This is a genomic window from Curtobacterium guangdongense (assembly GCF_049341845.1).
GTDB lineage: Bacteria > Actinomycetota > Actinomycetes > Actinomycetales > Microbacteriaceae > Curtobacterium > Curtobacterium guangdongense.
In genome coordinates, this window is record NZ_JBMPIT010000010.1 from 39387 (window position 1) to 63788 (window position 24402).

At 73.1% G+C, this 24402-nt stretch carries 23 protein-coding genes; 13 read left to right on the forward strand and 10 right to left on the reverse strand.

Going from position 1 to position 24402, the window contains the following annotated elements; genetic code table 11:
* From ACO0E1_RS15755 to ACO0E1_RS15785, 7 genes are all read left to right on the forward strand, one after another.
* A complete protein-coding gene (locus tag ACO0E1_RS15755) occupies window positions 1-450 on the forward strand; it encodes a DUF6264 family protein (protein WP_422875032.1) in 450 nt (149 codons plus the stop codon).
* Window positions 451-474: 24 nt separating this feature from the next.
* Window positions 475-2862: a hypothetical protein gene (locus ACO0E1_RS15760; RefSeq protein ID WP_422875033.1), complete on the forward strand. Its 2388-nt coding sequence runs from the start codon at window positions 475-477 to the stop codon at window positions 2860-2862.
* Window positions 2859-5576, forward strand: coding sequence for an ABC transporter permease (locus tag ACO0E1_RS15765; protein ID WP_422875034.1), 2718 nt, complete (start codon window positions 2859-2861; stop codon window positions 5574-5576). The genes ACO0E1_RS15760 and ACO0E1_RS15765 overlap by 4 nt, the downstream gene beginning before the upstream one ends.
* Window positions 5573-6430, forward strand: a complete 858-nt coding sequence (locus tag ACO0E1_RS15770; RefSeq protein ID WP_422875035.1) for an ABC transporter ATP-binding protein — start codon at window positions 5573-5575, stop codon at window positions 6428-6430. Before ACO0E1_RS15765 ends, ACO0E1_RS15770 begins: the two co-directional genes overlap by 4 nt.
* The gene (locus ACO0E1_RS15775; protein WP_422875036.1) at window positions 6427-7095 is read left to right on the forward strand and encodes an ABC transporter ATP-binding protein; all 669 of its coding nucleotides are present in this window, start codon (window positions 6427-6429) and stop codon (window positions 7093-7095) included. The genes ACO0E1_RS15770 and ACO0E1_RS15775 overlap by 4 nt, the downstream gene beginning before the upstream one ends.
* Before the next feature lie 71 nt (window positions 7096-7166).
* Window positions 7167-8420 (forward strand): FAD-dependent oxidoreductase, encoded by a 1254-nt coding sequence (locus ACO0E1_RS15780; RefSeq protein WP_422875037.1) that lies wholly within the window; start codon window positions 7167-7169, stop codon window positions 8418-8420.
* A 34-nt stretch (window positions 8421-8454) separates the two neighbouring features.
* A complete protein-coding gene (locus ACO0E1_RS15785) occupies window positions 8455-9333 on the forward strand; it encodes an aldo/keto reductase (protein WP_422875038.1) in 879 nt (292 codons plus the stop codon).
* A 3-nt stretch (window positions 9334-9336) separates the two neighbouring features.
* On the opposite strand, the gene ACO0E1_RS15790 is transcribed toward ACO0E1_RS15785, so the two are convergent.
* Entirely contained in the window at window positions 9337-9771 is a 435-nt protein-coding gene (locus ACO0E1_RS15790; RefSeq protein ID WP_422875039.1) for a hypothetical protein, read from the reverse strand.
* Window positions 9772-9919: 148 nt separating this feature from the next.
* On the opposite strand from ACO0E1_RS15790, the gene ACO0E1_RS15795 reads away from it, so the two are divergent.
* On the forward strand, window positions 9920-10885 hold the full coding sequence (locus tag ACO0E1_RS15795) for an NAD(P)H-quinone oxidoreductase (protein ID WP_422875040.1): 966 nt from the start codon (window positions 9920-9922) through the stop codon (window positions 10883-10885).
* 187 nt (window positions 10886-11072) lie between these two features.
* Here the strand turns inward: ACO0E1_RS15795 and ACO0E1_RS15800 are convergent, their stop codons facing one another.
* Entirely contained in the window at window positions 11073-11699 is a 627-nt protein-coding gene (locus ACO0E1_RS15800) for a TetR/AcrR family transcriptional regulator (RefSeq protein WP_422875041.1), read from the reverse strand.
* A 78-nt stretch (window positions 11700-11777) separates the two neighbouring features.
* Here ACO0E1_RS15800 and ACO0E1_RS15805 point away from each other — a divergent pair, with 78 nt between their 5' ends.
* Window positions 11778-13226, forward strand: coding sequence for a DHA2 family efflux MFS transporter permease subunit (locus ACO0E1_RS15805; protein WP_422875042.1), 1449 nt, complete (start codon window positions 11778-11780; stop codon window positions 13224-13226).
* A gap of 149 nt (window positions 13227-13375) precedes the next feature.
* On the opposite strand, the gene ACO0E1_RS15810 is transcribed toward ACO0E1_RS15805, so the two are convergent.
* The 8 genes from ACO0E1_RS15810 to ACO0E1_RS15845 form a co-directional block, all read right to left on the reverse strand.
* Window positions 13376-14110: an amino acid ABC transporter ATP-binding protein gene (locus tag ACO0E1_RS15810; RefSeq protein WP_422875043.1), complete on the reverse strand. Its 735-nt coding sequence runs from the start codon at window positions 14108-14110 to the stop codon at window positions 13376-13378.
* A complete protein-coding gene (locus ACO0E1_RS15815; RefSeq protein WP_422875044.1) occupies window positions 14107-14970 on the reverse strand; it encodes an amino acid ABC transporter permease in 864 nt (287 codons plus the stop codon). Before ACO0E1_RS15815 ends, ACO0E1_RS15810 begins: the two co-directional genes overlap by 4 nt.
* 5 nt (window positions 14971-14975) lie before the next feature.
* Window positions 14976-15797 (reverse strand): ABC transporter substrate-binding protein, encoded by an 822-nt coding sequence (locus ACO0E1_RS15820; RefSeq protein WP_422875045.1) that lies wholly within the window; start codon window positions 15795-15797, stop codon window positions 14976-14978.
* Between the two features lie 232 nt (window positions 15798-16029).
* Complete coding sequence (locus ACO0E1_RS15825) at window positions 16030-16821, reverse strand: DUF3800 domain-containing protein (protein ID WP_422875046.1); 792 nt, start codon at window positions 16819-16821, stop codon at window positions 16030-16032.
* A gap of 25 nt (window positions 16822-16846) precedes the next feature.
* On the reverse strand, window positions 16847-17326 hold the full coding sequence (locus ACO0E1_RS15830; protein WP_422875047.1) for a cupin domain-containing protein: 480 nt from the start codon (window positions 17324-17326) through the stop codon (window positions 16847-16849).
* Between the two features lie 7 nt (window positions 17327-17333).
* Entirely contained in the window at window positions 17334-18686 is a 1353-nt protein-coding gene (locus ACO0E1_RS15835) for an amidohydrolase family protein (RefSeq protein WP_422875048.1), read from the reverse strand.
* Window positions 18683-20371, reverse strand: coding sequence for an adenosylhomocysteinase (locus ACO0E1_RS15840; protein ID WP_422875049.1), 1689 nt, complete (start codon window positions 20369-20371; stop codon window positions 18683-18685). The genes ACO0E1_RS15835 and ACO0E1_RS15840 overlap by 4 nt, the downstream gene beginning before the upstream one ends.
* Window positions 20372-20456: 85 nt before the next feature.
* The gene (locus ACO0E1_RS15845) at window positions 20457-21398 is read right to left on the reverse strand and encodes a PrsW family glutamic-type intramembrane protease (protein WP_422875050.1); all 942 of its coding nucleotides are present in this window, start codon (window positions 21396-21398) and stop codon (window positions 20457-20459) included.
* Between the two features lie 90 nt (window positions 21399-21488).
* Here ACO0E1_RS15845 and ACO0E1_RS15850 point away from each other — a divergent pair, with 90 nt between their 5' ends.
* The 4 genes from ACO0E1_RS15850 to ACO0E1_RS15865 are packed head-to-tail and all read left to right on the forward strand — an operon-like array spanning window position 21489 to window position 24351.
* The gene (locus tag ACO0E1_RS15850; protein WP_422875051.1) at window positions 21489-21752 is read left to right on the forward strand and encodes a glutaredoxin family protein; all 264 of its coding nucleotides are present in this window, start codon (window positions 21489-21491) and stop codon (window positions 21750-21752) included.
* 56 nt (window positions 21753-21808) lie between these two features.
* Window positions 21809-22702, forward strand: a complete 894-nt coding sequence (locus tag ACO0E1_RS15855; protein WP_422875052.1) for an amidohydrolase family protein — start codon at window positions 21809-21811, stop codon at window positions 22700-22702.
* 48 nt (window positions 22703-22750) lie between these two features.
* Complete coding sequence (locus ACO0E1_RS15860) at window positions 22751-23599, forward strand: fumarylacetoacetate hydrolase family protein (RefSeq protein WP_422875053.1); 849 nt, start codon at window positions 22751-22753, stop codon at window positions 23597-23599.
* Window positions 23599-24351, forward strand: coding sequence for an SDR family NAD(P)-dependent oxidoreductase (locus ACO0E1_RS15865; protein ID WP_422875054.1), 753 nt, complete (start codon window positions 23599-23601; stop codon window positions 24349-24351). Before ACO0E1_RS15860 ends, ACO0E1_RS15865 begins: the two co-directional genes overlap by 1 nt.
* Window positions 24352-24402 lie beyond the last annotated feature (51 nt).

A 24402-nucleotide genomic window follows, 5' to 3' on the forward strand; every position in this document is an offset into this window, starting at 1 on the left:
ATGACATGGTCAGCACCCGATCCCACACCGGGGCGCCCGACGCCCACCGAGTGGCAGCAGGGCGCGACGACCCTGTTCCCGCCCGGGAAGATCGCCGACCGGATCACCACGATCCTGCTCCTGGTGTTCGGCGCGCTCATGACGATCGTCGCCGCGATCGTGGGACTGATCGCGACGATCTCCGCGACGGCGGCGTGCGACGCCGCCGCGGGGTGCTCCCCCGGCGGGTACTTCGGCGGCGCGGCGCTCGCGGTCGGCGGGGCGTTCGTGATCGGGGTCGCGACGGTGGTGCTCGCGATCGGTGCCTGGATCCGCCGTCGGACGTCGTGGTGGATCGCGGCGGTCGGCTTCGTGCTCGCGGTGGCGTGCATCACGTGGGGTGGCGTCGTGTTCGCGGGCGCCGCGGACGACACGCCCTCGTCGACGGGACCGATCAGCAGCAGCGTGTGACGGCCGTCCCCTAGATTCGTCGGGATGGGGGTTCGGCGCAGAACACAACACCCGTGGCGCGCACGGGCACGACGACGGGTCGGTCTGCTCGCCGTCGCCGCCGCCGTGGTGGCGTCCGCCGCTGCCACCGCCGTGCTGGTCCTGGTGATCGGAACGGCCGCCGCTCGCGACCGTTCCACAGCGATCACGGATCCTGCCGCAGCGCGCGCAGCCGTCGGTGTGGCGGTCGCGCTGGACGGCCTCGCGGTCGCCGTACTGGGGGTCCTCGCCCTGGTCGCCCTCGTGGTGGTCGCCACACGGCTCGACCTCGTGCGGTCGGCGGAGGACGCCCTCCTCACCGCCCGCGGCGCGACCCGCGGCCAGCTCGCACGCTGGGGTGCGGCGGAGGGGATCGTCACGGCCGCCCTCGGGTCCGCCGTCGGGACGGGTGCGGCCGTCGCCGTCGCGCTGCCGACCGGACCGTCGGTCGGCTCGCTCTGGTCGATCGTCACGGCCACCGTCTGCACTGCCGTCCTGGTCGGCACGGTCGTCCCCGCGGTGGTCGTCGGACGGCGCCGCCGGTCGGCCACCGGGGTCGTCGGCCAGGTCGTCGCGGCGGGCGTCCTCGTCGCCGCCGCCGTGTTCGCGACGTGGCGGCTGTTCACCGCCGGCGTCCCGATCGACGTCGTCCGGCGCACCGTCACGGTCGACGTGGTCGCCGCCGCGGCACCCGTCGTCTGGATCGTCGCCGGGGCGTCGGTCGTCGTGCTCCTCGGGGGCGTCGCTGCGCGGGTCGTCGCCCGGTCGGCCACGGGGTGGCGCGGACTGCTGCCTGCGCTCACCGCCCGCCGGACCGCACGCACGTGGGCGTCCTCGGCCCCCGCGGTCCTCGTCGTCTCGATCGTGGCCGCCACCGGGGTGTTCGTCGCGGGATTCGCGGCGACCGTCGCCGAGGTGGACGACCGCACCGCCCGCGCCGTGGTCGGTCCGGACGTGCGGGTGCGGTTGGACGGGGACGCGGTCGTCGGCGAGCGCACGCTCCTCCCGCGCATCCGCCTCGATCGGCCGGCTTCCGGCAGCATCACCCCGGTGTGGACCGACACCGTCGGCGTCGGGTCCGTCACCGTGCCGGTCGTCGCGACGTCGGCAGCGCGTGCCGCGGTGCTCCTGCCGGGCACCGGAGCGGAGCGACTCGGACCGGCGCACCGGTCAGGGGTCCCGCTCGTCCCCGGACGACGCTCGGTGTCGATCGACGTGCGGACCGCCGTGGCGACGTTCGACGACGTGCAGCGGCCCGACGCGGTGGGCTCGGTGCGGTTCGCCGCCTGGGTCGTGGACGCCGACGGGGTCCCCGCGCTGGTCACCCTCACCAGCTCCGCCGACGGCACCGGGGCGGTCGCGGTCGGCGGCGCTGCTCGGCTGACGGGGACCCTGCCGTCCTCCGGGTCCGGCTGGCGGCTACTCGCCGTCGAGCCGACCCTGACGTTCGCGTCCCGCCCCGCCGACACCGACTCGACGTTCACCTCGTCGCGGCTCCGTGTCGCCGTCGGGGCCACCGTCGACGGTGCCGACGGGCCGGTGTCGAGCGAGACCACCGCGGTCGACCTCGCTCCGCCCGCCAGGATCGTCGTCGGCCGGTCACCGGGGAACGGACGCCTGCCCGTCGTCCTGACCCGCACCCTCGCGGACCGTCTCGGTGTCCGGATCGGATCACGCCTGGACGTCACGCCCTCGTCCACCGGGAGCCCCGTCGCGAGCACCGTCCGGGCGATCGTCGAGTCGGTGCCGGGGACGGGGAGCCGCAGCGCCGTCGTGACCGACCTGTCCACGCTCGTCGCGACGACGATCGACGGTGGTTCAGCGCCCGCGGGCTCGGCCGTCCCGCGCGTGGGCGAACGCTGGATCACGACCTCCGACCCGACGTCCGTCGTCGAGTCGCTCCGCACCGGCCTGCCCCGTGGTTCGACCGTCACGTCCGGTGCGGCGGTCCGGTCCGATCCCGTGATCGCCACCGCGGTGGCCGCACTCGCCGCGACCGCTGCCCTCGGTGCGCTCCTCGTGCTCCTCGTCCTGGCGATCGCCGGCGCCGAGCCCGACCCGGCACGTCGGGTGCTCCGGGCGCTCGGGGTCCCGGCGAGGTGGTCGGCGGCCGCGCGCGGACTCGGCTCGTCCCTCCCAGCGGTCCTCGGGGTGCTCGGCGGAACGGCGGCGGGCATCCTCGCGGTCGGGACGACCGTGGCGCCGTTCGCGGTCGCGGCGGTCCCGGCGTCGCGCGGGCTCGTCGACGCGGCCCCGGTCGCAGTGGTCCCCGCGACGTTCGTCGCGCCCGTCGTCCTGCTCGTGGTGACCGGGGTCGTCGCGACCGTGGTGGTCGTGCGCGGTCGCCGGACGGAGGCCGACGTCCGCGGGCGCCCGACGGAGGCCGAGTCGTGAGCCGGATTCGACGCGCCACGACCGGTGCGGCCGCGCACCGGGTCGCCCGGTCGCACCGCGGTCCCCTGGTCGCGATCGCCGCGGTGGTGTTCCTCGCCACCGTCGCCGGGGCGGTCGTGCTCCCCGTGCTCGGCGGGCTGCAGACCGCCGGGGTCCAGCACGACCTCACCAGGGCGACGCCCGTCGAACGGGACCTGCAGGCCACCTTCGTCGTGGCAGAGCCTGGCTCCGGTCCCGCTGACGTCGCCGGCACCGCCACCACAGACCCGGTCACGTCCCGTGCGCAGGCGGCCTTCGCCGGCATCGCTCCCGCGCTGGACGACGCGCGTCGGGCGATGCCGGCCGTCCTCCGCGAGGCCACCCGTCCCGGCGAGTACGTGGCGCAGACCGACCTCATGCCGCTCGCCCAGGAGCCCTCGAAGCCCCCCGCGTACATCGCGATCGCGGCGGACCCCGGGTTCGCGGGTCGATCGCACATCGTCGAGGGGCGGGCCCCGCGGGCGTCCACCGACCCGGGAGCGATCGAGGTCGTGCTGTCCCGTCCCGTCGCGTCCGCCGTCGAGTGGCCGGTGGGGACGTCGCGGGTCGTCGCCGACACCGGGGGCGAGACGACCATGGACCTGGTCGGGACCTACGCTGCCGACGACCCGACGGAGGACGCCTGGACGCAGACCCCGACGACGCTCCGTCCGGCGAAGCTCGCGCTCGGGCCCGGTGGGACGGCGGAGACCGGCGTCGCCTACGCCGCTCCCGGGTCGACCGGTGCGCTCGCCGGCAACCTCCGCGCGGTCCACGGGCGGGCGTGGTTCGCGCTCCGGCCGGATGCGGTGACGACGGCGAACCGCGCTGCCCTGTCCGACGCCGCCAGGACCGCACTGTCCCGTCTCACGCCGCTGCCCTCGACGGTCTCGGGTTCCGCGCGCCTGACGACCGGCCTCCCCGGGCTCCTCGACGCCGCGGCGGCCCGCGACGCGACCGTCGGCACACTGACCGCCGCGCTCGGGACGGGCCCGTTCGTCGCCGTGGTCGGGGTCATGGCCCTCGTCGCGCTGCTCACCGTCGAACGCGACCGGGACCGCTGGCAGCTCCTCGCGGCCCGTGGCGGCGGTCGGGTGCTCCGCGGCGGTCTGGCTGCCCTCCTCGTCGCCTCCGCCGCCGTGCCCGCGGCGCTGCTCGGCGCCGGGACCGCTGCAGCGGTCCTCACGGCGATCGGCGCCGGCTCGGACGCGGGCACGGGCACGCTGGCGGCGGGGATCACGACAGCAGCGGCGAGCGCCGTCCTCCCGTGTCTCGCTGCCGCGGCCCTCGTCCCCGGTGGACGGTCCCGGTCGCACGCGCCACGGCTCCGACTCGTGGTCGAGGGCGCCGTCCTCGTCGCCACGGCGGTCGCGGCGTTCGTCTCGGCGCGCGCCGGCATCGCGACGACCGCACCGGACGGGCGCATCGATCCGCTCGCAGCCGCGCTGCCGGTGCTGCTCGCGGCCTCGGGCACCGTGCTCGCGACCCGGCTGCTCCCCGTGGCGCTGCGCATCGTCGTGCGGGTGTTCCGCCGCGGCGCCGACCTGCCTGGCTTCGTCGGCTCGATCACGACGGCTCGAGGGGGTGTCGCCCGGACCGTCGCGATCGGCGTCACCACAGCCGGGGTGGCCGTCGCACTCCTCGGCAGCGTCGTCGGCAGCACGCTCGTACACGGACTCGACGAGGCCGCGCGGCGGTCGGTCGGAGCGGCGGTCTCGATCGAGGCCCCGGCGCTCGACGACGATCAGGTCAGGGCGATCGGCCGGGTCCGCGGCGTGGCGTCCGCGACGGGGATCGCGACGACGGACGCCGTCAGCCTGGACACCCGGTCGGGAACGGTCACCTCGACGCTGCTCGTCGCCGACTCGGCGGCGCTCGGCGTGACGCAGCGGGGCGTCCCCGGCGCGCTGCCCACCCCGAGAGCGCTGCGCGGCTCCGCCACGGCGGCGGTCCCGGTCGTCGTCTCGGAGTCACTCGCCGCGGACCTCCGGCACGGCGGCTCCGTCCTCGGGACGCGCGTCCGGGTGGTCGGGACCGCGCCGGACCCGTCGCCGTTCACGGACGCCGCGAAGTGGATGCTCGTCGACGACCGCAACGCGTCCGACCTCACCTCGACCGGCAGCGTGGACCGGGTGCTCGTCGCGCTCGGCCCCGGTGCGGACGTCGACCGCGTCGTGCCGCGCCTCCGCGCGGCGGCCCCGGACGGCACCGTGCAGACGGCCTCGAGCGTCGCGCGCGAGCTCACGGCCGACCCGCGGGTGCCCGGTGTCCGGACGATCGCCGTCGTCGCCGCGCTGGTCGGCGTCGTCGTCGGCGCCGGCGCGCTCGCCGCCTCCGGGTTGCTCGCCGCGGCCGGTCGGCGGGAACGCGGACGGCTGCTCGCCACCCTCGGCCTCGACCGCCGTCGGAACCGCCGGGTGATCGCCGCCGAGTCGGTCCCGCTCCTCGTCACGATCGTCGTCGCCGGGGTGGTCGTCGCGGCCGCCGCCGTGGTGCTCATGCTCCCCGCGGCCGACCTCCGGTCCTTCACCGGGAGCCCGGTGCAGCCGCCGCTCGCCCTCGACCCGTGGGTGTTCGGCGGCACGGTCGCCGTCGTCGTGGTCGCGCTGCTCACGGTGCTCCTCGTCGAGGTCGCCGCCGGCACGCCACCCCCACACCGTCCCCGTCACCGTCCGCAGAACAGGAGCCGTCCATGAGCGACACCGAGGACATCGTCTGCCGCGACCTCGTCCGCATCTTCCGGTCCAGGGACGTCGAGGTGCAGGCCCTCCAGGGCCTCACGCTGACCGTCCGACGCGGCGAGATGGTCGCGGTCGTCGGCGAGTCCGGCAGCGGCAAGTCCACCCTGCTCGGCATCCTCTCGGCGCTCGACGAGCCCTCGGCCGGCACCGCGGTCGTGGCCGGGACCGACCTGTCCGGGCTGTCACCGCGGCGCCGCACGACGTTCCACCGACACGCCGTCGGCTTCGTGTGGCAGCAGACCGCCAGGAACCTCATCCCGTACCTCACCGTCGCGCAGAACGTCGCCGCGGTGCTCGCCGTGGCCGGGGTGCGCGGCCGGGCCCGTGCCGACCGGACCGAGGCCGTCCTCGACCTGGTCGGCATGCACGACCACGCCGACGCCCTCCCCGATGACCTGTCCGGCGGGCTGCAGCAGCTCGCCGCGCTCGGTGTCGCGCTCGCGAACGAGCCGCGCGTACTCCTCGCCGACGAGCCCACCGGTGCCCTCGACCGCGAGAGCGCCCGCGCGGTCCTCGCCACCATGCGTGCCGTGAACGAGGCCAGCGGCGTCACGATGCTCGTCGTCACGCACGACGAGCGCGTCGCCGCCCAGGTCCGCAGGACGGTGCGGATCCGGGACGGCCGGACGTCCACCGAGACGATCCGCGACGACCTCGACGCCGGCGCCGGCGAGGAGTACGCGGTGGTCGACGCCGCGGGGCGCCTTCAGCTCCCGGAGTCGTTCCAGCAGGCGCTCGGCCTCCACGACCGGGTCCGGCTGAGCCTGCACGACGACCACGTCGCGATCCGACCGGGAGCGGACCGATGACCGCGGCACCGGTCCTCGTCGCCAGCGGCCTCGGGCACGACCACGACTCCCCCGCCGGTGTCGTCCGCGCGCTGGACACGGTCGACCTCTCCGCCGACCGCGGCGAGCTCGTCGTCGTGCACGGCTCGTCCGGATCGGGCAAGTCCACGCTGCTGCGCATCCTGGGCGGCCTCGTCCGGCCGACTCGCGGCGAGGTCGCCGTCGACGGCGTGCCGCTCGCGCCGCGCTCCGAGGACGAGCTCCTGGCGATGCGGCGCGACCGCGTGGCCTTCGTCTTCCAGGACTTCCGCCTCCTGACGGAGTTGACCGCGGCCGAGAACGTCGAGGTGCCGTTGCGCATCGCCCGCGTCGACCCCGCCGAGCGGGACGACCGGGTCCGAGCGGCGCTCCGCGAGGTCGGCCTCGACGGCCACGGTGCGCAGCGGCCCGACGAGCTCTCCGGAGGCCAGCAGCAGCGCGTCGGCGTCGCCCGTGCCGTGGTGGGTCGACCGGGGCTGCTGCTCGCGGACGAGCCGACCGCCCAACTGGACAGCGTCACCTCCGCCGGGATCGTGGACCTCCTCGCCGGCCTCGTCGAACGCACCGGTCTCGCGCTGGTGGTCGCCACCTCCGACGACGCGTTCGCGGACCGCGCGACGCGCGTGGTGGAGCTGCCGGACCGCTGAACGGGACGGACGGGAGGCTCGTGGCGGCCTGGCCACGAGCCTCCCGTCCGGTGGGGCGTACCGTCTGCACCATGGTCACGGTGAGCCGGACGACGGTCGCGATCGTGGGCGGTGGGCCCGCCGGCGTGGTGCTCGGGCTGCTCCTCGCCCGGGCGGGCATCCGCGTGCGCGTCGTCGAGAAGCACGACGACTTCAACCGCGACTTCCGCGGCGACACGGTGCACGCCTCGACGATCCGGCTGCTCGACGAGCTCGGACTGGGTGACCGCTTCCGGGCCATCCCGCAATCACGGCTCGACGACTTCTCCCTGCCGATGCCGGACGGATCCCGCCTGCTGCTCGGCGACTTCTCGCGTCTGGAGCCGCCGTACGACCACGTGGCGATGGTGCCGCAGTGGGACCTCCTCGACATGCTCGTCAGCGCCGCACGGCAGGAACCGTCGTTCGAGATCTCGATGGGGCAGGCTGCGTCGGCCCTGATCGTCGAGAACGGCGTCGTGGCCGGCGTGCACCTGCACCCGTACCGCGGCGACGGCGAGCACGAGGAGCTCCGCGCCGACGTCGTGATCGCGTGCGACGGACGCGACTCCGTCCTCCGCGCTGCCGCCGGCCTCCGCCCGAAGCAGTTCCCCGTGCCGTTCGACACCTGGTGGTTCCGGCTGCCGAAGGAGCCGAGCGACGCGGAGACCGCACTCGTCCCCGCGTTCGACGGCACCGACGTGCTGCTCAGCTTCCCGCGGCGCGACTACCACCAGGTCGCGTACTTCGCGCCGAAGGGGTCGGACGCCGAGCTCCGCGCCCGCGGCGTCGAGGACTTCCGCGCCAGGGTCGCCCGACTCCGGCCGTCGTTCGCCGACCGGGTGTCCGCGATCGGGTCGATGGACGACGTGCACGTGCTCGACGTCCGGATGGACCGGCTGCCGCGGTGGTGGCGACCGGGGCTCCTCTGCATCGGCGACGCCGCGCACGCGATGTCGCCCGCCGGCGGTGTCGGGATCAACCTCGCGGTGCAGGACGCCGTCGCGACGGCCGCGATCCTGGCACCGGCGATCGTCGGGGGCGTCCGCGGACGGGCGCTGAACCGGACCCTCGCCGCGGTCGAACGCCGCCGGACCGCGCCGGCGGTGCTGGTGCAGGGCGCGCAACGGGCGCTGCACCGCCTCGTGTTCGAGCGCGCCTTCGCGGGGAAGCTGCAGGACGGGCCACCGCTGCTGCCCGTCCTGCTGGCGAAGTACGTGCCGCCGGCCAGCGGGGCCTACGCGCGCGGGATCGCGTTCGGGCCGCTCCCCGAGCACGCTCCGGCGTGGGCTCGACGGGGGTCCTGAGTCCGGCGAGCGAGCATCGGCGCATGCTGGGCGGATGAAGCAGCGAACCATCGGAGACACCAACGTCAGCGCGATCGGACTCGGCGGCATGCCGATGTCCATCGAGGGACGACCGGACGAGCGCCAGGCGATCGCGACGATCCACGCGGCGCTCGAGGCCGGCGTCACCCTCATCGACACCGCGGACGCCTACCACCTGGCCGCACACGACGAGGTCGGGCACAACGAGGAGCTCATCGGCCGGGCGGTACGGGAGTACCACGGCGACGCCTCGCAGGTGCTGATCGCGACGAAGGGCGGCCACCTCCGACCGGAGCCGGGCGCGTGGGCGCAGAACGGTCACCCCGAGTACCTCAAGGAGGCGGCGAAGGCCTCCGCGAAGCGCCTCGGCGTCGAGACGATCGACCTCTACCAGTTCCACCGCCCGGACCCGGCGGTCCCGTACGCGGACTCGATCGGTGCGCTCGCCGAGCTGCTCGACGAGGGCGTGATCCGGATGGCCGGCATCTCGAACGCCGACGTCGACCAGATCCGTCTCGCCAACGAGGTCCTCGACGGACGGCTCGTGTCCGTGCAGAACCAGTTCTCGCCGGCGTTCCGGTCGAGCGAGCCCGAGCTGGAACTCTGTGACGAGATGAGCATCGCGTTCCTGCCGTGGAGCCCGCTCGGCGGCATCGCGGGAGCGGCGGACCTCGGATCGACCTACGCGGACTTCGCGACCGTGGCCCGGGACCGCGGCGTCACCCCGCAGGTGATCGCCCTGGCGTGGGAGCTCGCGAAGAGCGACGTCGTCATCCCGATCCCGGGCGCGTCACGGCCGCAGTCGATCCTCAACTCGGTGACCGCCGCGACCGTGAAGCTCCGACCGGAGGACATTGCGCGACTCGATGCCGCGCAGGCAGCTGTGGCCTGAGCGTCAGCCGCAGACCTCGCTCATCTTCTGCGTCGACTTCTGGACGTCGGTGATCGAGTCCTGCAGCTTCGTCGAGTCCACCGACTGCGGGTCCTTCGAGTAGGCCTCGAGCTGCGACACGAGGTTCGAGAACGACTGCTCGAACCCGGAGGCCGTCTCGTGGACGTCCTCGTTCGTCACCTTGTCGGTGGCCGTCTTGAGCTTGCCGTCGAACTCCTTGAGCTTCGCGACCGCCGTGGTCGGGTCGCTCTGGATCTTCGTCATCTGCGACTGCAGTTCGCTGGAGACCGACTTCATGTCGCTCTCCAGCGTCTTGCAGGCCTGCGCCTTGGTCTGCGCCTTCGGCGTGGGCGTCGATCCGCTGCCGGCCCCGCCGGACGCGCATCCGGCGAGCAGGACGACGGCGACGGCGGCGGTGAGTGCGGCGAACTTCTGCATGGTGATCCCCCAGGGTCTGATGTCGTGTCCCTCGAACGGGAACACGGATGCGCGACCGAGCGTACATCGGAAACCCACAGGGTCGGATGTCGAGGGTGTCGGGTCCGCACCACCGCCCGAGGGCGTCGCCGCGCGTACCGTCGGGGGCATGCAGGCCATCACGTACGACGAGCACGCTCTCTCCTTGACCGACCTCCCCGACCCGACGCCGTCCGACGGCGAGGTGCTCGTCGAGGTGGCAGCAGCGGGGGTGAACAACGCCGACCTGCAGCAGCGGCAGGGGAACTACCCGCCGCCTCCCGGAGCATCCGAGATCCTGGGGCTGGAGGTCTCCGGCACGATCCGTGCGCTCGGCGCCGGCGTCTCGGGGTGGACCGTCGGCGACCGGGTCTGCGCGCTCCTCGCGGGCGGCGGGTACGCGACGCACGTGGTCGTCCCCGCCACCCAGCTGCTCCCGGTGCCGGACGGCGTCGACCTCGTGGCGGCCGCCGCACTGCCCGAGGCCGCCTGCACCGTGTATTCCAACATCGGCATGCTCGCGGGGCTCCGACCGGGGCAGACGCTGCTGGTGCACGGGGGCACCGGGGGCATGGGGTCGCATGCCGTCCTGTGGGCGAAGGCGCTCGGCGCGACGGTGATCGCGACCTCCGGCGGCGACCGCAAGGTGGCCGCCTCGCGCGACCTCGGCGCGGACCTGGTGATCGACCACCGCTCCGAGGACTTCGTCGCCCGTGCGCTCGAGTTCACCGACGGGCGGGGCGTCGACGTCGTGCTCGACGTGGTGGGTCCGGACTACCTGGCGCGGAACCTCGAGGTCCTCGCGCCGAACGGGCACGTCGCCGTGATCGCGTCGGGCAGCGGGACCGAGGCGCCCCTGCCGTTCGGGTTGCTCATGCGCAAGCGGGCGACGATCAGCGGGACGACGCTCCGCGCACGGCCGCTCGCCGAGAAGGCCGCGATCGTCGAGGCCGTCCGGTACAACGTGTGGCCGTTCGTCGCCGACGGCCGGGTGCGTCCGGTGGTCGACGCCGTGCTGCCGCTCGCCGAGGCGGGCGAGGCGCACCGCCGCATGGCGGCGGGCGAGGTCATCGGCAAGGTGCTCCTGCAGCCCTGACGCGCGGCGCGCGGCGCGCGCCGACGACCGCCGGCTGCCCTTCGCACAACGGAAAGCAGGTCGCGCCACGAGAACGCGTGGCGCGACCTGCTTTCCGTTGTGCGGATGCGGACGGAACCGCCTGGAGGCCCGGTGCCGGTCCGGCGGAGCGGTGACGGGGGCCCAGGCGGTTGCGGCCAGGGCGCGGTCAGGCGGCCGCTCGGGCCAGGTCGACCACCTGCATGCACTTCTCGCCGAACGTCGCGCGCAGCAGCGCCGCCGCGTCCTGGTCGTCGTCGAAGCGGGCGGGCATGTCGATCGCGAGCATCACGCTGAAGATCATCCCGGAGCCGAGGAAGCCCTGGACCTGCTCGTCCGGGATGCCGGCCTCGTCACGGAGGAACCGGTAGATGCCGAGGAACCCCTCACGTGCGGCCCGACCGATGGCCGGCTCTGCGCCGGAGACGAATGCCTGCAGGAGCATCGTGTGCAGTCCGCGCGTCGCGGCGAGGTCGACGAACTGTTCCCCGATCGCGCGCGCCCGCTCGTGTTCGTCCGCGCCGGACGGCAGTCCGCCGAGCGTCGCACGCCAGGCGTCGACGAGCGTGCCGAGCGTCGCGTGGAGCACCTCGAGGAAGAGCGTCTCCTTCGAGCCGAACATCCGGACCACGTACGGCTGGCTGATGCCCGCGGCCCTCGCGATCTGGTCGGTGGTCGTGCCGTGGTAGCCCTGTCTGCCGAACAGGTCCCGCGCCGCCTCGAGGATCATCGTGCGGCGTTCGGCAGCCGGCATCCGCCCGGTCCGCGACGCTGCGGCATCTGCTCCAGAAGTCATGGTTGACAGGTTATCAGTCGATTACTACAGTCGCCATCGTTAGTAATCATCCGATTACCTCAGAACGGACCTCTCCCCATGGAACGACGCATCCCCGTCTGGCTGGCGATCACCGCCGCGTCCCTCCCGATGTTCATGGCGACCCTCGACAACCTCGTCGTGACGAGCGCCCTCCCCGCCGTGCACGCCGACCTCGGCGCCTCCGTCGAGGAGCTGCAGTGGATCACCAACGCGTACACACTCGCCTTCGCCGCGCTGATGCTCCTCGCCGTCGGACTCGGCGACCGGCTCGGCCGTCGACACCTCTTCGTCGCGGGCATCGCCGTGTTCACGATCTCGTCGGCCTTCGCCGCGATCAGCACCGACCCCACCGCGCTCATCGTGTGGCGTGCCGTCGAGGGCGCCGGGGCCGCGGCGATCATGCCGCTCTCCCTCACCCTGCTCGTCGGCAGCGTCCCCGACCGCACCCGTACCGTCGCGATCGGAGCGTGGGGCGGCATCTCCGGCCTCGGCGTCGCGCTCGGCCCCCTCATCGGCGGCGCGGTCGTCGAGGGCTGGAGCTGGCAGGCGATCTTCTGGCTCAACGTCCCCGTCGGGATCATCGCGATCCCGCTGGCGCTCCTCGCCCTGCCGAACACCCTCGGCGCCCGGGTCCGCGCGGACGTCCTCGGCGTGGTGCTGGCCGGGCTCGGGGTCCTCGGGGTGGTGTTCGGCATCGTCCGGGGCAACGACGCCGGATGGACCTCGTTCGAGGTCCTCGCCGGGCTCGTCGGCGGCGGTCTGCTGCTCGTGGCGTTCGTCGTGCGCCAGGCCACGACCGACGCACCGCTCCTGCCGCTCCGGTTCTTCCGCGATCGCAGCTTCACGCTCGCGAACATCGTCGCGATGACGTTCTCGTTCGGGGCGTTCGGCGCGGTGTTCATCCTCATCCAGTTCCTGCAGGTCGTGCAGGGCCGCTCCCCGCTCGAGGCCGGTGTCTGGACGATGCCGTGGACCCTCGCACCGATGGTGATCGCGCCGCTCGCGGGCATGGTCGCGCCCCGGATCGGCACCCGCGTGCTGATCGCCGGCGGGATGGCGTTCCTGTCCGCCGGGCTGTTCTGGATCGCCGGTGCCATGTCCGCCGACGTGACGTTCACGGGCCTGCTCCCCGGGTTCCTGCTCGCCGGCGTCGGGATGGGCGCGGTGTTCGGGCCGATCTCGACGGCGGTGCTCGCCCGGATGCCGCAGGAGGACCACGCGAAGGCCTCCGGCTCGAACTCCACGCTGCGGGAGATCGGCGTCGCCCTCGGGATCGCCGTGCTGACCGCGGTGTTCACCGGGGCCGGTGGGCAGCTGACGCCGACGGGCTACGTCGACGCGGCACAGCCGGCCGTGCTCGTCGGGGCAGCGGTGGTCGCGGTGTCGGCCCTGGTCGCGGTGTTCCTGCCCGCCGGGCGCGGGGTGCCGTCGGCGGAGCTGGCGGCGGCGGCGGTCGCGCCGGAGCCCGCCCTCGCGGGCGCGCCGGAGCCCGCGCCCGCCGGCTGACGCTCCGCACAACCGAAAGCAGCGCGAGCCACGGGATCACGCGGCGCGCGCTGCTTTCGGTTGTGCGGATGCAAACGGAACCGCCTGGAGGCCCGGTGCCGGTCCGGCGGGCCGGTGGCGGGCCTCCAGTCCGCTGCGACCAGGGCGCGCTACGCGCCGACGCGGGAGAGGAACTCGACCAGCGCCGGGTGCGCGGGAGCGTCGAGGACCTCCGCGGGGGTGCCCTGCTCGACGACCTCGCCGCGGTGCAGGAACACGATGCGGTCGGCGACGTTCCGCGCGAAGTGCATCTCGTGCGTCGTCATCAGGATCGTGGAGCCCTGGCGCTTCAGCTCGGTGACGAGGTCGAGCACCTCGCCGACGAGCATCGGGTCCAGGGCACTCGTGACCTCGTCGAGGAGCAGCAGTTCCGGCTCCGACGCGATGGCGCGGACGATCGCGACGCGCTGCTGCTGCCCGCCGGAGAGCCGGTCGGGGTACGCACCGGCGAAGTCCCCGAGTCCGATCCGGTCGAGCAGTCGGCGTGCGGTGGCCTCGGCAGTGGCGCGCGGGACGCGGTGCACCTTCCGCGATGCGATCGTCACGTTGTCGAGCACGGTGATGTGCGGGAACAGGTTGAACTGCTGGAACACCACCCCGATTCGGGCACGCGTGGCGTCGACGTCCACCCGCGGGTCCGAGATGTCCGCACCCTGCAGGAAGATCTGCCCGTCGTCGATGCCCTCGAGCAGGTTCACCGTCTTGAGCAGTGTCGACTTGCCGGAGCCGGACGCCCCGATGACGCAGATGACCTCGTGCCGGTCGACTGTCAGGTCGATGCCGCGCAGGACCTCCTGGTCTCCGAACGACTTGCGGAGTCCCCGGAGCTCGAGCACGGCGGTCATACGGTGCCCCCGATCTGCTCCCGGCGCTGCTGCCGGCGGGCGATGGCGTCGGTGACGCGGATGAGCGGCAGGCTGATCACGACGAACAGCAGACCGGCGACGAAGTACGGCGTGAAGTTGTAGGTCTCCGCCTGGGCGATCTGCGCCGAGCGGACGGCGTCGACCGCGCCGAGGATCGACACCAGCCCGACGTCCTTCTGCATCGACACGAAGTCGTTCATGAGCGCCGGCGTGACCTTGCGGATCGCCTGCGGCATCACGACGAGCCGGAGCGTCTGCGCATGGGACAGCCCGAGCGACCGGGCGGCGAGCCGCTGGGAGGGGTGCACGGCCTCCATGCCGGCGCGGAGCACCTCGGCGATGTAGGACGAGTACGTCAGGATGATCGCGACCGCGCCCCACACCTCGGCGGGCAGGCGTGGGAAGACCCCGAGCCCGGGGATGCCGTAGCCGACGAGGTAGAGCACGATGATGAGCGGCAGCCCGCGGAACAGGTCCGTGTACCCGGTGGCGAGCATCCGCAACGGGAAGAACACCGGGTTGCGGAGACCCCGGACGACGGCGAGCAGCGTGCCGAACACCGCGACACCGATGGCTGCGAAGAACAGGATCCGGATGTTCAACCACAGGCCGAGGAGGATGTCCGGGAACGTCGACACGGCGGTGACCGGGTCGAAGAACGACTGCTGGACCGCAGCCCACCCCGGGGTGTTCACGACGCCGAAGTAGACGACCGCCAGCACGACGACCGTCGACACGACCGATGCCAGGACCGCACGACGCCCGCGCTGGCGGCGGTAGATCCTGCGCTCGAGCTCGACCTGGGTGGGGGCCGCCGTGACGGCGGTGGGGACCGTCACGTGCGCTACTTCAGGACGGGCGTGTTCGTCTCGGACGACAGCCACTTCGTCTGGAGCTGCTTCAGTGTGCCGTCGTCGTCGAGCGTCTTGAGCGCCTTGTCGACCTTGCTCGTGAGCTCGGAACCCTTCGGCAGCACGAACCCGAACTGGTCGCCCTTGCCGTCCGCCGGGAACTGCGCCGACACGGTGCCGTCGTCGAGCTGCGCGGCCGCCATGTAGAACGCGGTCGGCAGGTCGGTGACGATCGCGTCGATCTGGCCCGACTTCAGTGCGAGCACGGCGTCGTCGTTCGAGTTGAAGACCTGCGGGGTCACCCCGAGGACGTCCTTCACGCTGGTGATGCTCGTCGAGCCGGTCGCGACACCGATCGCGTCCTTCTTGAGGGAGTCGATCGTGGTGTCGTCGACGGCCTTCGACCCCGAGGTCGTGACGACGGCCTGCGTGGTCGTGTAGTACGCCGAGGACATGTCGACGGCCTTCTTGCGCTTGGCGTCGATCGAGAACTGCTGGATGTTGAGGTCCCAGTCCTTCGGGCCGGGAGCGATCGCGCTGTCGAAGGTGCTGCGCTTCCAGACGACGTCCGACTTCGCGTAGCCCATCTCCTTCGCGACGGCGTACGCCACGGCCGACTCGAAGCCCTTGCCGGACTGCGGCTTGTTGTCCTCGACCCAGGGCGAGTACGCGGGCTGCCCGGTGGCGATCGTGAGCTTGCCGTCGGTGACCGTGCCGTCAGCACTGTTCCCGCTCCCCGATGCGCAGGACGACAGGGCGAGGGCGGCGACAGCGGCGGTCGCGACGGCGATGGAGATGCGGAGGGAACGAGTCACGGTCGGGCCTTCGTACAGGGGGTGGGGGCAGGGAGAATCGTACGGGGAACTGGTACACCACCGCGACTCCGCCCGTCACCGAGCGACCCGGTGCTGGTAGGATCGCGACGCAGGCTGAACCGAGCGCATGCCCGGCTGAGGTCTGAGATCAAGGGGCGTCCCAGCACGGGGCGCCCCCTTTCTCGTTCCGAGACCCGTTGTCGGACGCGTCGTCCCCAGTCCGAAGAGGCCCTCACGGCCAGACGACGATTGCATCCCGGCGAGCCGTCGTCACCTCGGTGCGCCACACCGGCCGGAGCTCGTCCCACATCGTCTGGTCGCAGACGCTCCCGCTCCGAGCGCCGGGCGCCTGGAACCGGCGGAACGCGGCGTAGGCGACGAGGTCGGCCGCCTGGATGAAGTAGGACGACGCGGAGTCACGAGGTACCGGGTCCTCGACGAGGAGCGGCGCACTGACCCGACGGCCACCCGGTGCGAAGCTGTGCCGCCGGAATCGACGATGGATCGCCCGGACGGTGGCGTCGTCGCCGGCATCGTGGACGAGGATGATCGGCCGTCCGAGGTGTTCCGACCGGATCCGGAGGCGCTGGAGCAGGTACGTCCAGGCCCGCTCCTCCGGTTGGAAGTCCATCGGCCGCGCTTCCTTGTCGATGACGACGGCGAAGACACCGGACGCAACGACGGACAGGGCTGCGAGGGACCGACGGAAGACGTCGCGCCGTTGTCCGTCCCCGAGCCCCAGGTCCCTGAGGTCGCCGCGACCCCGCAGGAGGACGTTCGCCTTCAGCTCGTGCCGAACGAGGATGCCGTAGGTGTCGCGCATCTCCCGACGCACCTCTGCCAGCCAGTCCAGCCGATCGGTCCAGTCACCCCCGGGGACGAGCACACACCCGAGCGTGTAGGTCCGGGTCGCACCTGGCGAAGCGACGGGATCCCCCTTGTCACCGGTCTCGTCGACGTACGCGAACTCGAACGGCGCGTCGATCGCGGCTTTCGCGAGCGCGGGTACGAGGCCGGGATCCATCCGACCAACATACCAATGTGGAACGTCAGTCGGCCAGGGTGAAGTCCTCGAACGAGAACCCCGGCGACACCAGACAGCTCAGCAGGACCTCGCCGTCACCGGGGAGCGTCCGCTGCCACACGCCACCGCGGACGAACGCCTGCGCGTCGTTCACCCGGTCGCGGCCGGCATCGGCGCCGAGCGTGATCTGCGCGCCCGGCTCCGGCTGGTCACCGTCGCCACCGAGCTCGAGGACCACCGAGTCCGGCCCGTGCCACATCCAGATCTCGTCGCTCGTGACCCGGTGCCACGCGGACGCCTCACCCGGGGGCAGCAGGAAGTGGATGAGCGTCGCTGCCGGCCGCTCGCCCGCCGGGGTCGACACCGTCGCGGGCGAGGTCCAGGTGCGGACGTACCAGCCGCCCTCGGGGTGCGGCTCCATCCCGAGTGCCGCGGCCCGCTTCGGGACGTCCAGCCACTCGATGATCTCGCCGTCGACCGTCCGTCGTGCCATCTGCCCGTTCATGCCACCATCATCCCGCGTCCGGCACCCCGGACCCGTCCGGCGCCCGGGACGCCGTCAGGACGCCGACCGCGTCGATCTGACCGGACTGCGCCCGCACCACGCCCCGGATCACCGTCGCCGCGGCCCGTCCGGCGCCGTCCTCGACCAGCTCGGCGAGCGCGTCCGGCACCGTGCGGGCGTCGACGTCGAACACGGCGAGGTCCGCTCGGGCCCCCACCGCGAGGTGCCCGATCCGGTCCGGCCCGACGGCGAGCCCCATCGCGTGCGCCCCACCGAGCGTCGCCGCCGCGAGCAGTTGCTCGTGCAGGTCGTGGTCGCCGTAGCCCTGCGCGCGGGCGATCCGGTGCAGCGCGGTGACGTCGGCCATCAGGTCGAGCGACGGGGACGATGACAACGAGTCCGTCCCGATCGCGATCGGGCTCCCCTCCCGCAGGTAGTCGGCGACGGGCGGCGGGTCGAGGCCGATGACGGCGTTCGAGCGCGGGCAGAGCGCGACGGCGGTGCCGCGGGCGCGGAGCAGGGCCCGGTCGGCGGCGGTCATGTAGACGCCGTGGGCGATGTGGCAGTCCGGCCCGAGGACGCCGAGCCGGTCGACGAACGACGTCGCGCTCGCGCCGAACCCGAGCGCGCGCATCGCCCGGAAGGACGGCACGTTCGCGAGGTGCCAGTCCGACCCGTGCTCCGCTGAGGTGGCGAGACGCTCCCCCTCGAACGCCGCCTCCCCGAGGTGCAGGTGCAACCGGAGGCCGCGCTGCCGGACGATGTCGGGCAGTTCGAGGAGCGGCGCGACGTCGAGCGAGTACGGCGCGTGCGGCGAGAGGCCGGCACCGGGGGACGTCGGGATCCGGGCGAGTTCGTCGAGCACCTGGTCGCGCCCGTGCTCTTGCCACGCCGCGTTCTCCCAGTCCATCACCTCCCAGTAGGCGATCCCGCCGAGGCCGTACGTCTCGAGCGCGGTGGCCGCCTCGATGTCCGTGACGATGTCCGCGATGCTCGTCACCCCCGCCACGATCGACTGCGCAGCGCCCTCCGCGGCTTCGGCCCGCCAGTCGTGCGGCTCCGCGTACTCCTCGTTGAACGCCGCGGCCCAGTCCTCGAATCCGCTGTACTGGCCGCGTCCGACACTGGCCATGCCGGTGTACTGCAGGTGCGAGTGGGCGTTGACGAGCCCGGGGAGCAGTGCGCCCCTCCATCGACGCTCGGTGAACGTCGTGCCGTCGAGCTGGTCCACGACCCAGGCGCGCTCGCCGACGTGCAGGATGCGTCCGTCGCGGACCGCGACCGCGCCGTCGGCGATCGGCGGCGCGGTCATCGGCACGACGATGCGCGCGGAGTGCACGGTGGTCTGCTGGTCGCTCACGCGGGGTCTCCGAAGCGGTGGGTCCGGACGTCCGGCTCGCGTTCGGCGGGCTGCGCGGCGGGGCTGCCGGGAGGCTCGGCGCGCGTCCCGAACGCATCCAGCGCCGCGCGGGCGGTCGCCTCGTCCACCGCGGGGTCGATGGGCACGACGGCGCGCGCCAGCTCGTCGCCGCGCTCGAGCAGCATCCGCACGGCGCCGAGCTGCGCCGCGAACGAGAGGTCCATGATCTCGACGGGGTTGCCCTCGGCAGCGGTGATGTTGATGCACCCACCGTCGTCGAGCACCACGACGCCGTGGCCGTCCGGGAACGTGAACCGTTCCGCCTTCGGCCCGACCGTCAACCGGGTGGCACCGGCCGCGAGCGCGTCGTCGATCGCGATCTCCTGGTCGACGCCGCCGGCAACTGCGACGACCGCGTCGGGAGCGCAGGAGCGGAGGACGTCGACCGTGATCGTGTCGCGGACGCCCGTCGCGCTCATCACGAGGTCCGCGTCCTGCACGGCGTCGGTGAGCGGGGCGACGGTGTGTCCGGCGAACAGCGCCTGCAGGGCGCGGACCGGGTCCGTCTCGGTGACCGTCACGGTGAAGCCGAGCGCGCGGAGCACCAGGGCGACCCCCTCGCCGACGTGCCCGAACCCGGCGACCGTTGCCGAGCCTCCCGACCGGATCCGGTGAGCGATGGCGGACGGAAGCCCGTCGACCAGGTCGAGCGCCGCGAACACCGTCGACTGCCCGGTGCCGTACCGGTTGTCGAAGAACGTCTTCGTGCGGGCGTCGTTCACGGCGACCACGGGGATGCCGAGCCGCCCGCGCTCGGCCATCACGCGCAGGGGCCGGAGGCCGCTCGTCGTCTCCTCGGCGGCGCCGAGCATCGTCGGCAGCAGGTCGGGACGCTCCTGGTGCGCGAGGCGGATCAGGTGCGAGCCGTCGTCGAGCAGGATGTGCGGGCGGGTGTCGAGCATCGCGAGCGCGAGCGTCTTCTGCTCCCCGAGCGTCGCGGTGCTGCCGGCGTGGACCGTCAGTCCCGCGTTGCGGAGGACGTCGGCCACGGCGTCGTCGGTCTCGTCGGCGTGGGCGTAGACGGCGACCTCCGCGCCGGCGTCGCGGAGCAGCAGGCTGAGGACGGCGGTCTTCGGCTCGAGGAACATCGCGACGCCGATGCGGGTGCCACGGAGGAGCCCTCCGTCGCGGAGCTCGGCAGCGACCGCACGGGACACCGGCATCGAGCGGCGGGCCCAGCGCAGGCGGGCCTCGGCGGCGGGATCGGCTTCTGGGTCGCGGCCCGTCGAGACCAGGAACACGTCGTCGGAGGTCATCGGCACGCCGAGCACGCCGGGGCGGGCGGGAGCGACGGGGCCGAACGCGTCCTCGTCGACCGCCGGGGTGTGCCGGCCGGCGTCGATCACGATCAGGGTGGCACCGCGGGGCCGGTCGGACTCCCGCTCGATGACGGGTGTGCTCTGCTCCGGCGTGCCGAGGCACCAGAGGTGGTCGATCGGCTCGTGCTCGTCCGCGCGGCGCGCACCGAGCGCCGTCAGCAGCGCATCCAGCGCGGCGACGTCACCGCGCTCACCCCCGACGATCCGGAAGCGGCGTGCAGCAACGAGCATGTTGGTCGTCCGCGCGAAGTGCCGGACGGCCGAGGACGCCCAGGCCGCCGTGTCGGGATCGGAGCGCAGCGGCATGGTCCCAGGGTAGAGCCGTGCGGTGGCCGGTCGGTCCGTCTCAGCGGTCGCGGTCTCAGCGGTCGCGGTCTCAGCGCTTGCGGTCTCAGCGGAGCGCGTCGGGGCGCGGGGCGTCCGCCCAGCCGGGCGCGGCGGGGGCGCCGAACTGCCGCGTGCGCTTGCGGTAGTGCACCTGGACCCCGATCAGCACGGCGACGCCGATCGCGGAGACGATCGCCAGCCCGACGAGGTACAGCGTCGACGAGAGCCCCACGATCGACGCCGGCACCGCGCCGTTCTGCGCCACGGAGATCGGCGTGCCGGTGATGAGGAACGCGAGGAGGGTCGAGATCGTGGAGTTCGAGTCGTAGAGCCCGTGGAGCAGCGCGACGACGACGTAGGTGACGAGGACGCTCCAGGCCCAGCGGAACCGCGGCCGACCGTGCGCGGCACCGAACAGCACCGCCCCGAGGATCGCGGTCCAGAGCACGTGGCCGACCGGGGAGAGGATCGCGCGGAGGACCTCGGTCTGCAGCAGCGACACCAGGTCGATCCCCCGCGAGGTGATCGCGGCGTTGAAGGCGTACCCGGCGGACTCGAACGCGGCGAACCCGGCGCCGACGGTCGCGCCGAGCAGGGCTCCCTGCCGAGCCGTCTTCGGGCGGACGCGCCACCCGACGACCACCAGGAGCACGCCCTTGACGAACTCCTCCACGAACCCGACCACGACGTAGACCAGCGCGTTCTGCTGCAGGTCCGACTCGAGCAGCGACGCCCCGAGGACCCCGAGGATGCCGCCGACGAAGAACGCCGTGACGAGCTGCATCGTGCTGACTGTGCCGGTGACCCGCTCGATGACGAAGAGGACCACGGTGAAGGGCACGAGGAAGCTGCCGAGCAGGATGATCGTCGGCACCAGGTTGGTGTTGCTCGTGTACACGGTGACGACGATCGTCACCACCCACAGCACGAAGCCGACGAGCAGCGTCTTCCACCACCAACCACGGCGGTGGTGTGGGTGGGCGACGGGTTCGCTGGCCGTGGACATGGGACCATCGTGCATCGCCGGCCAGCGCCGTGCCCGGATCGGCGACCGACCTGAGGAATGTCTCCGGCCCGTCGGACGTAGTGTCTGGGTATGAGCGATGAGACCTTCGACCAGGTGACGATGTTCGGCGCGGACTGGTGCCGCGACTGCCGGCGCTCGAAGGCGCTGCTCGACAAGCTCGGCGTCGAGTACACCTACGTCGACGTCGAGGCGGAGCCGACGGGAGCCTCGCGTGCCGAGGCGATCAGCGGGCGCAAGAACATCCCCGTCGTGGTGCTGCCGAACGGCAGGCACTTCGTGGAGCCGTCCGACGCCGAGCTGCAGGCGGAGCTCGAGGCGTCCGGGGCCGTCTGACCGGGATCCTTCCCACGAAACACGCGGACATCGGATGAATCCGGCATGATGAGCGCGTGATCATCGACGCTCACCAGCACCTCTGGGACCCCGCCGACCGTGCGTACCCCTGGATGGACGACACCGCCGCGCCGATCCGACGCCGGTTCGACGCGTCGGACCTCTCCGCGGTCACGGCCTCGGCGGGCGTCACGGCGACGATCGTCGTGCAGGCCGTGCACGACCCGGGCGAGACCGCGTGGCTCCTCGCACAGCCGGAGCCCGTCGTCGGTGTCGTGGGATGGGTCGACCTGACCGCGCCGGACGTGGCCGATCGGCTGGCGGCGCTCCGCGCAGCCCCAGGAGGGGAGCACCAGCGCGGGTCGCACCCACCACTCGTCGGCATCCGACACCAGGCCCAGGACGAGCCGGACCCGTCCTGGCTCGCCCGCGAGGACGTCGCCCGCGGCGTCCGAGCCGTCGCCGCGGCCGGACTGGCGTTCGACCTCCTGATCCGCGGCGCCCGGGAGCACACGGCAGCGCTCACCCTCGTCGACGCGGTCCCCGACGGCGTCTTCGTGCTCGACCACGCCGGCAAACCAGCCATCGCCGGCGGGCCAGCCATCGGGCACGACGACTCGGACACGGCGATCGCCTGGCGGGCCAGGATGCGGGACTTCGCCGCCCGGCCGAACGTGGCGTGCAAGGTCTCCGGGCTCCTCACCGAGGCCGGCGACGACTGGCGGAACCGCCCCGTCGACCGGTACGTCCGGGACGCGGTGCACACGTTCGGCCCCGACCGCTCGATGTGGGGCTCCGACTGGCCGGTCTCCACCCTGGCCGCGGACTACGGCACGACCCTGCGCACCACGGCCGACGCCCTCGCAGACCTGTCCGAGACCGAACGCACCGCGGTGTTCGGTGGCACGGCGGAGCGCGTGTACCTTGCTGCCGCGCAGCCTCAGACATAGGATGTCTGCACTGCCGCTGCACCGGCGCAGCGCAGAAAGCGAGGAACGATGAAGTTCGCACGACTCGGCCCCATGGGACGCGAGATCCCCGTGGCCATCGACTCCGACGGCGAGGCCCTCGACCTCCGACCGATCACCACCGACATCAGCGGCGCCTTCCTGTCGTCCGATCCCGTCGGCCGCGTGCAGCACGCCCGCAGCGCCGGCGACCTGCAGCCGGTACCCGACGCCGACGGCCTGCGCCGCGGAGCGCCGGTCGCCCGCCCCGGCAAGGTCGTCTGCATCGGCCTGAACTACCGCGACCACGCCGCCGAGACCGGTGCGGACATCCCCACCGAGCCCATCGTGTTCATGAAGGACCCGATGACCGTGATCGGCCCGGACGACGAGGTCCTGGTCCCGCGGAACAGCACGAAGACGGACTGGGAGATCGAGCTCGCGGTCGTGATCGGCACGATGGCGCGGTACTGCGAGTCCGAGGACGAGGCGGCGACGCACATCGCGGGCTACGCCATCGCCAACGACGTCTCCGAGCGGGAGTTCCAGCTCGAGCGCGGCGGGCAGTGGGACAAGGGGAAGTCCTGCGAGACGTTCAACCCCCTCGGCCCGTGGCTCGTCACGCCGGACGAGGTGACCCCGGACGCCATCGCCCTGCGGCTCAGCGTGAACGGCGAGGTCCGCCAGGACGGCACGACCGCCGACATGGTGTTCCGCCCGGCGGAGATCGTCCGGTACCTCTCGCAGTTCATGGTCCTGTACCCGGGCGACGTCATCAGCACCGGGACCCCCGCCGGCGTCGCACTGGCCGGGCACGCCCCGTACCTGCAGCCGGGCGACGTGGTGGAGCTCACGGCGGACGGCCTCGGCTCCCAGCGGCAGACGATCGGGGCCGCCTGATGCCCGGCTCGCACGAGGGGCTCCGTGCGATCGTGACGGGCGGCGCCTCGGGCATCGGCGCGGCGATCACAGCGGCGCTCCAGGACCGCGGCGCGACGGTCGCCGTGCTCGACCTGCAGCCATCGGGCGTCGCCGACGGCACGATCGCCGTCGCGTGTGACGTCGGGAACGACGAGAGCGTCCGCGCGGCCGTCGCCACCGCAGTCGAGCAGCTCGGCGGACTCGACGTCCTCGTCAACAACGCCGGCATCGGCGCGCAGGGCACGGTCGAGGACAACCCCGACGACGAGTGGCGCCACGTGTACGAGGTCAACGTCCTCGGCGTCGTCCGGCTCTCCCGTGCAGCGCTGCCACACCTCCGCGCGTCGGGAAGCGCCAGCATCGTGAACACCTGCTCGATCGCCGCGACCGCCGGACTCCCCCAGCGCGCGCTGTACTCGGCGACGAAGGGTGCCATCGCCGCACTCACCCGCGCGATGGCCGCCGACCACATCCGCGAGGGCATCCGCGTGAACGCCGTGAACCCGGGGACCGCCGACACCCCCTGGGTCGCACGGCTGCTGTCGACCGCCGCCGACCCGGCAGCCGAACGCACCGCGCTCGAGGCGCGCCAACCCCACGGGCGGCTGGTCTCGCCGGAGGAGGTCGCCGAGGCCGTCGCGTACCTGACGAGTCCGCTGGCCCGGTCCACGACGGGCGTCGACCTGGCGGTCGACGGCGGGATGCAGGCACTCCGGCTCCGGCCCGCCTGATGCCGGAGGACACCGGTCGGGAGGCTCGGTGCCGGTATCGTCGAGCCATCC

What these genes read in the sequence shown, in the direction of transcription:
- ACO0E1_RS15755 (WP_422875032.1), top strand. Translation starts at nt 1, where the DNA reads ATGACATGGTCAGCACCCGATCCCACACCGGGGCGCCCGACGCCCACC.
- ACO0E1_RS15760 (WP_422875033.1), top strand. Translation starts at nt 475, where the DNA reads ATGGGGGTTCGGCGCAGAACACAACACCCGTGGCGCGCACGGGCACGA.
- ACO0E1_RS15770 (WP_422875035.1), top strand. Translation starts at nt 5,573, where the DNA reads ATGAGCGACACCGAGGACATCGTCTGCCGCGACCTCGTCCGCATCTTC.
- ACO0E1_RS15775 (WP_422875036.1), top strand. Translation starts at nt 6,427, where the DNA reads ATGACCGCGGCACCGGTCCTCGTCGCCAGCGGCCTCGGGCACGACCAC.
- ACO0E1_RS15780 (WP_422875037.1), top strand. Translation starts at nt 7,167, where the DNA reads ATGGTCACGGTGAGCCGGACGACGGTCGCGATCGTGGGCGGTGGGCCC.
- ACO0E1_RS15785 (WP_422875038.1), top strand. Translation starts at nt 8,455, where the DNA reads ATGAAGCAGCGAACCATCGGAGACACCAACGTCAGCGCGATCGGACTC.
- ACO0E1_RS15790 (WP_422875039.1), bottom strand. Translation starts at nt 9,771, where the DNA reads ATGCAGAAGTTCGCCGCACTCACCGCCGCCGTCGCCGTCGTCCTGCTC.
- ACO0E1_RS15795 (WP_422875040.1), top strand. Translation starts at nt 9,920, where the DNA reads ATGCAGGCCATCACGTACGACGAGCACGCTCTCTCCTTGACCGACCTC.
- ACO0E1_RS15800 (WP_422875041.1), bottom strand. Translation starts at nt 11,699, where the DNA reads ATGACTTCTGGAGCAGATGCCGCAGCGTCGCGGACCGGGCGGATGCCG.
- ACO0E1_RS15805 (WP_422875042.1), top strand. Translation starts at nt 11,778, where the DNA reads ATGGAACGACGCATCCCCGTCTGGCTGGCGATCACCGCCGCGTCCCTC.
- ACO0E1_RS15810 (WP_422875043.1), bottom strand. Translation starts at nt 14,110, where the DNA reads ATGACCGCCGTGCTCGAGCTCCGGGGACTCCGCAAGTCGTTCGGAGAC.
- ACO0E1_RS15825 (WP_422875046.1), bottom strand. Translation starts at nt 16,821, where the DNA reads ATGGATCCCGGCCTCGTACCCGCGCTCGCGAAAGCCGCGATCGACGCG.
- ACO0E1_RS15830 (WP_422875047.1), bottom strand. Translation starts at nt 17,326, where the DNA reads ATGAACGGGCAGATGGCACGACGGACGGTCGACGGCGAGATCATCGAG.
- ACO0E1_RS15840 (WP_422875049.1), bottom strand. Translation starts at nt 20,371, where the DNA reads ATGCCGCTGCGCTCCGATCCCGACACGGCGGCCTGGGCGTCCTCGGCC.
- ACO0E1_RS15845 (WP_422875050.1), bottom strand. Translation starts at nt 21,398, where the DNA reads ATGTCCACGGCCAGCGAACCCGTCGCCCACCCACACCACCGCCGTGGT.
- ACO0E1_RS15850 (WP_422875051.1), top strand. Translation starts at nt 21,489, where the DNA reads ATGAGCGATGAGACCTTCGACCAGGTGACGATGTTCGGCGCGGACTGG.
- ACO0E1_RS15860 (WP_422875053.1), top strand. Translation starts at nt 22,751, where the DNA reads ATGAAGTTCGCACGACTCGGCCCCATGGGACGCGAGATCCCCGTGGCC.
- ACO0E1_RS15865 (WP_422875054.1), top strand. Translation starts at nt 23,599, where the DNA reads ATGCCCGGCTCGCACGAGGGGCTCCGTGCGATCGTGACGGGCGGCGCC.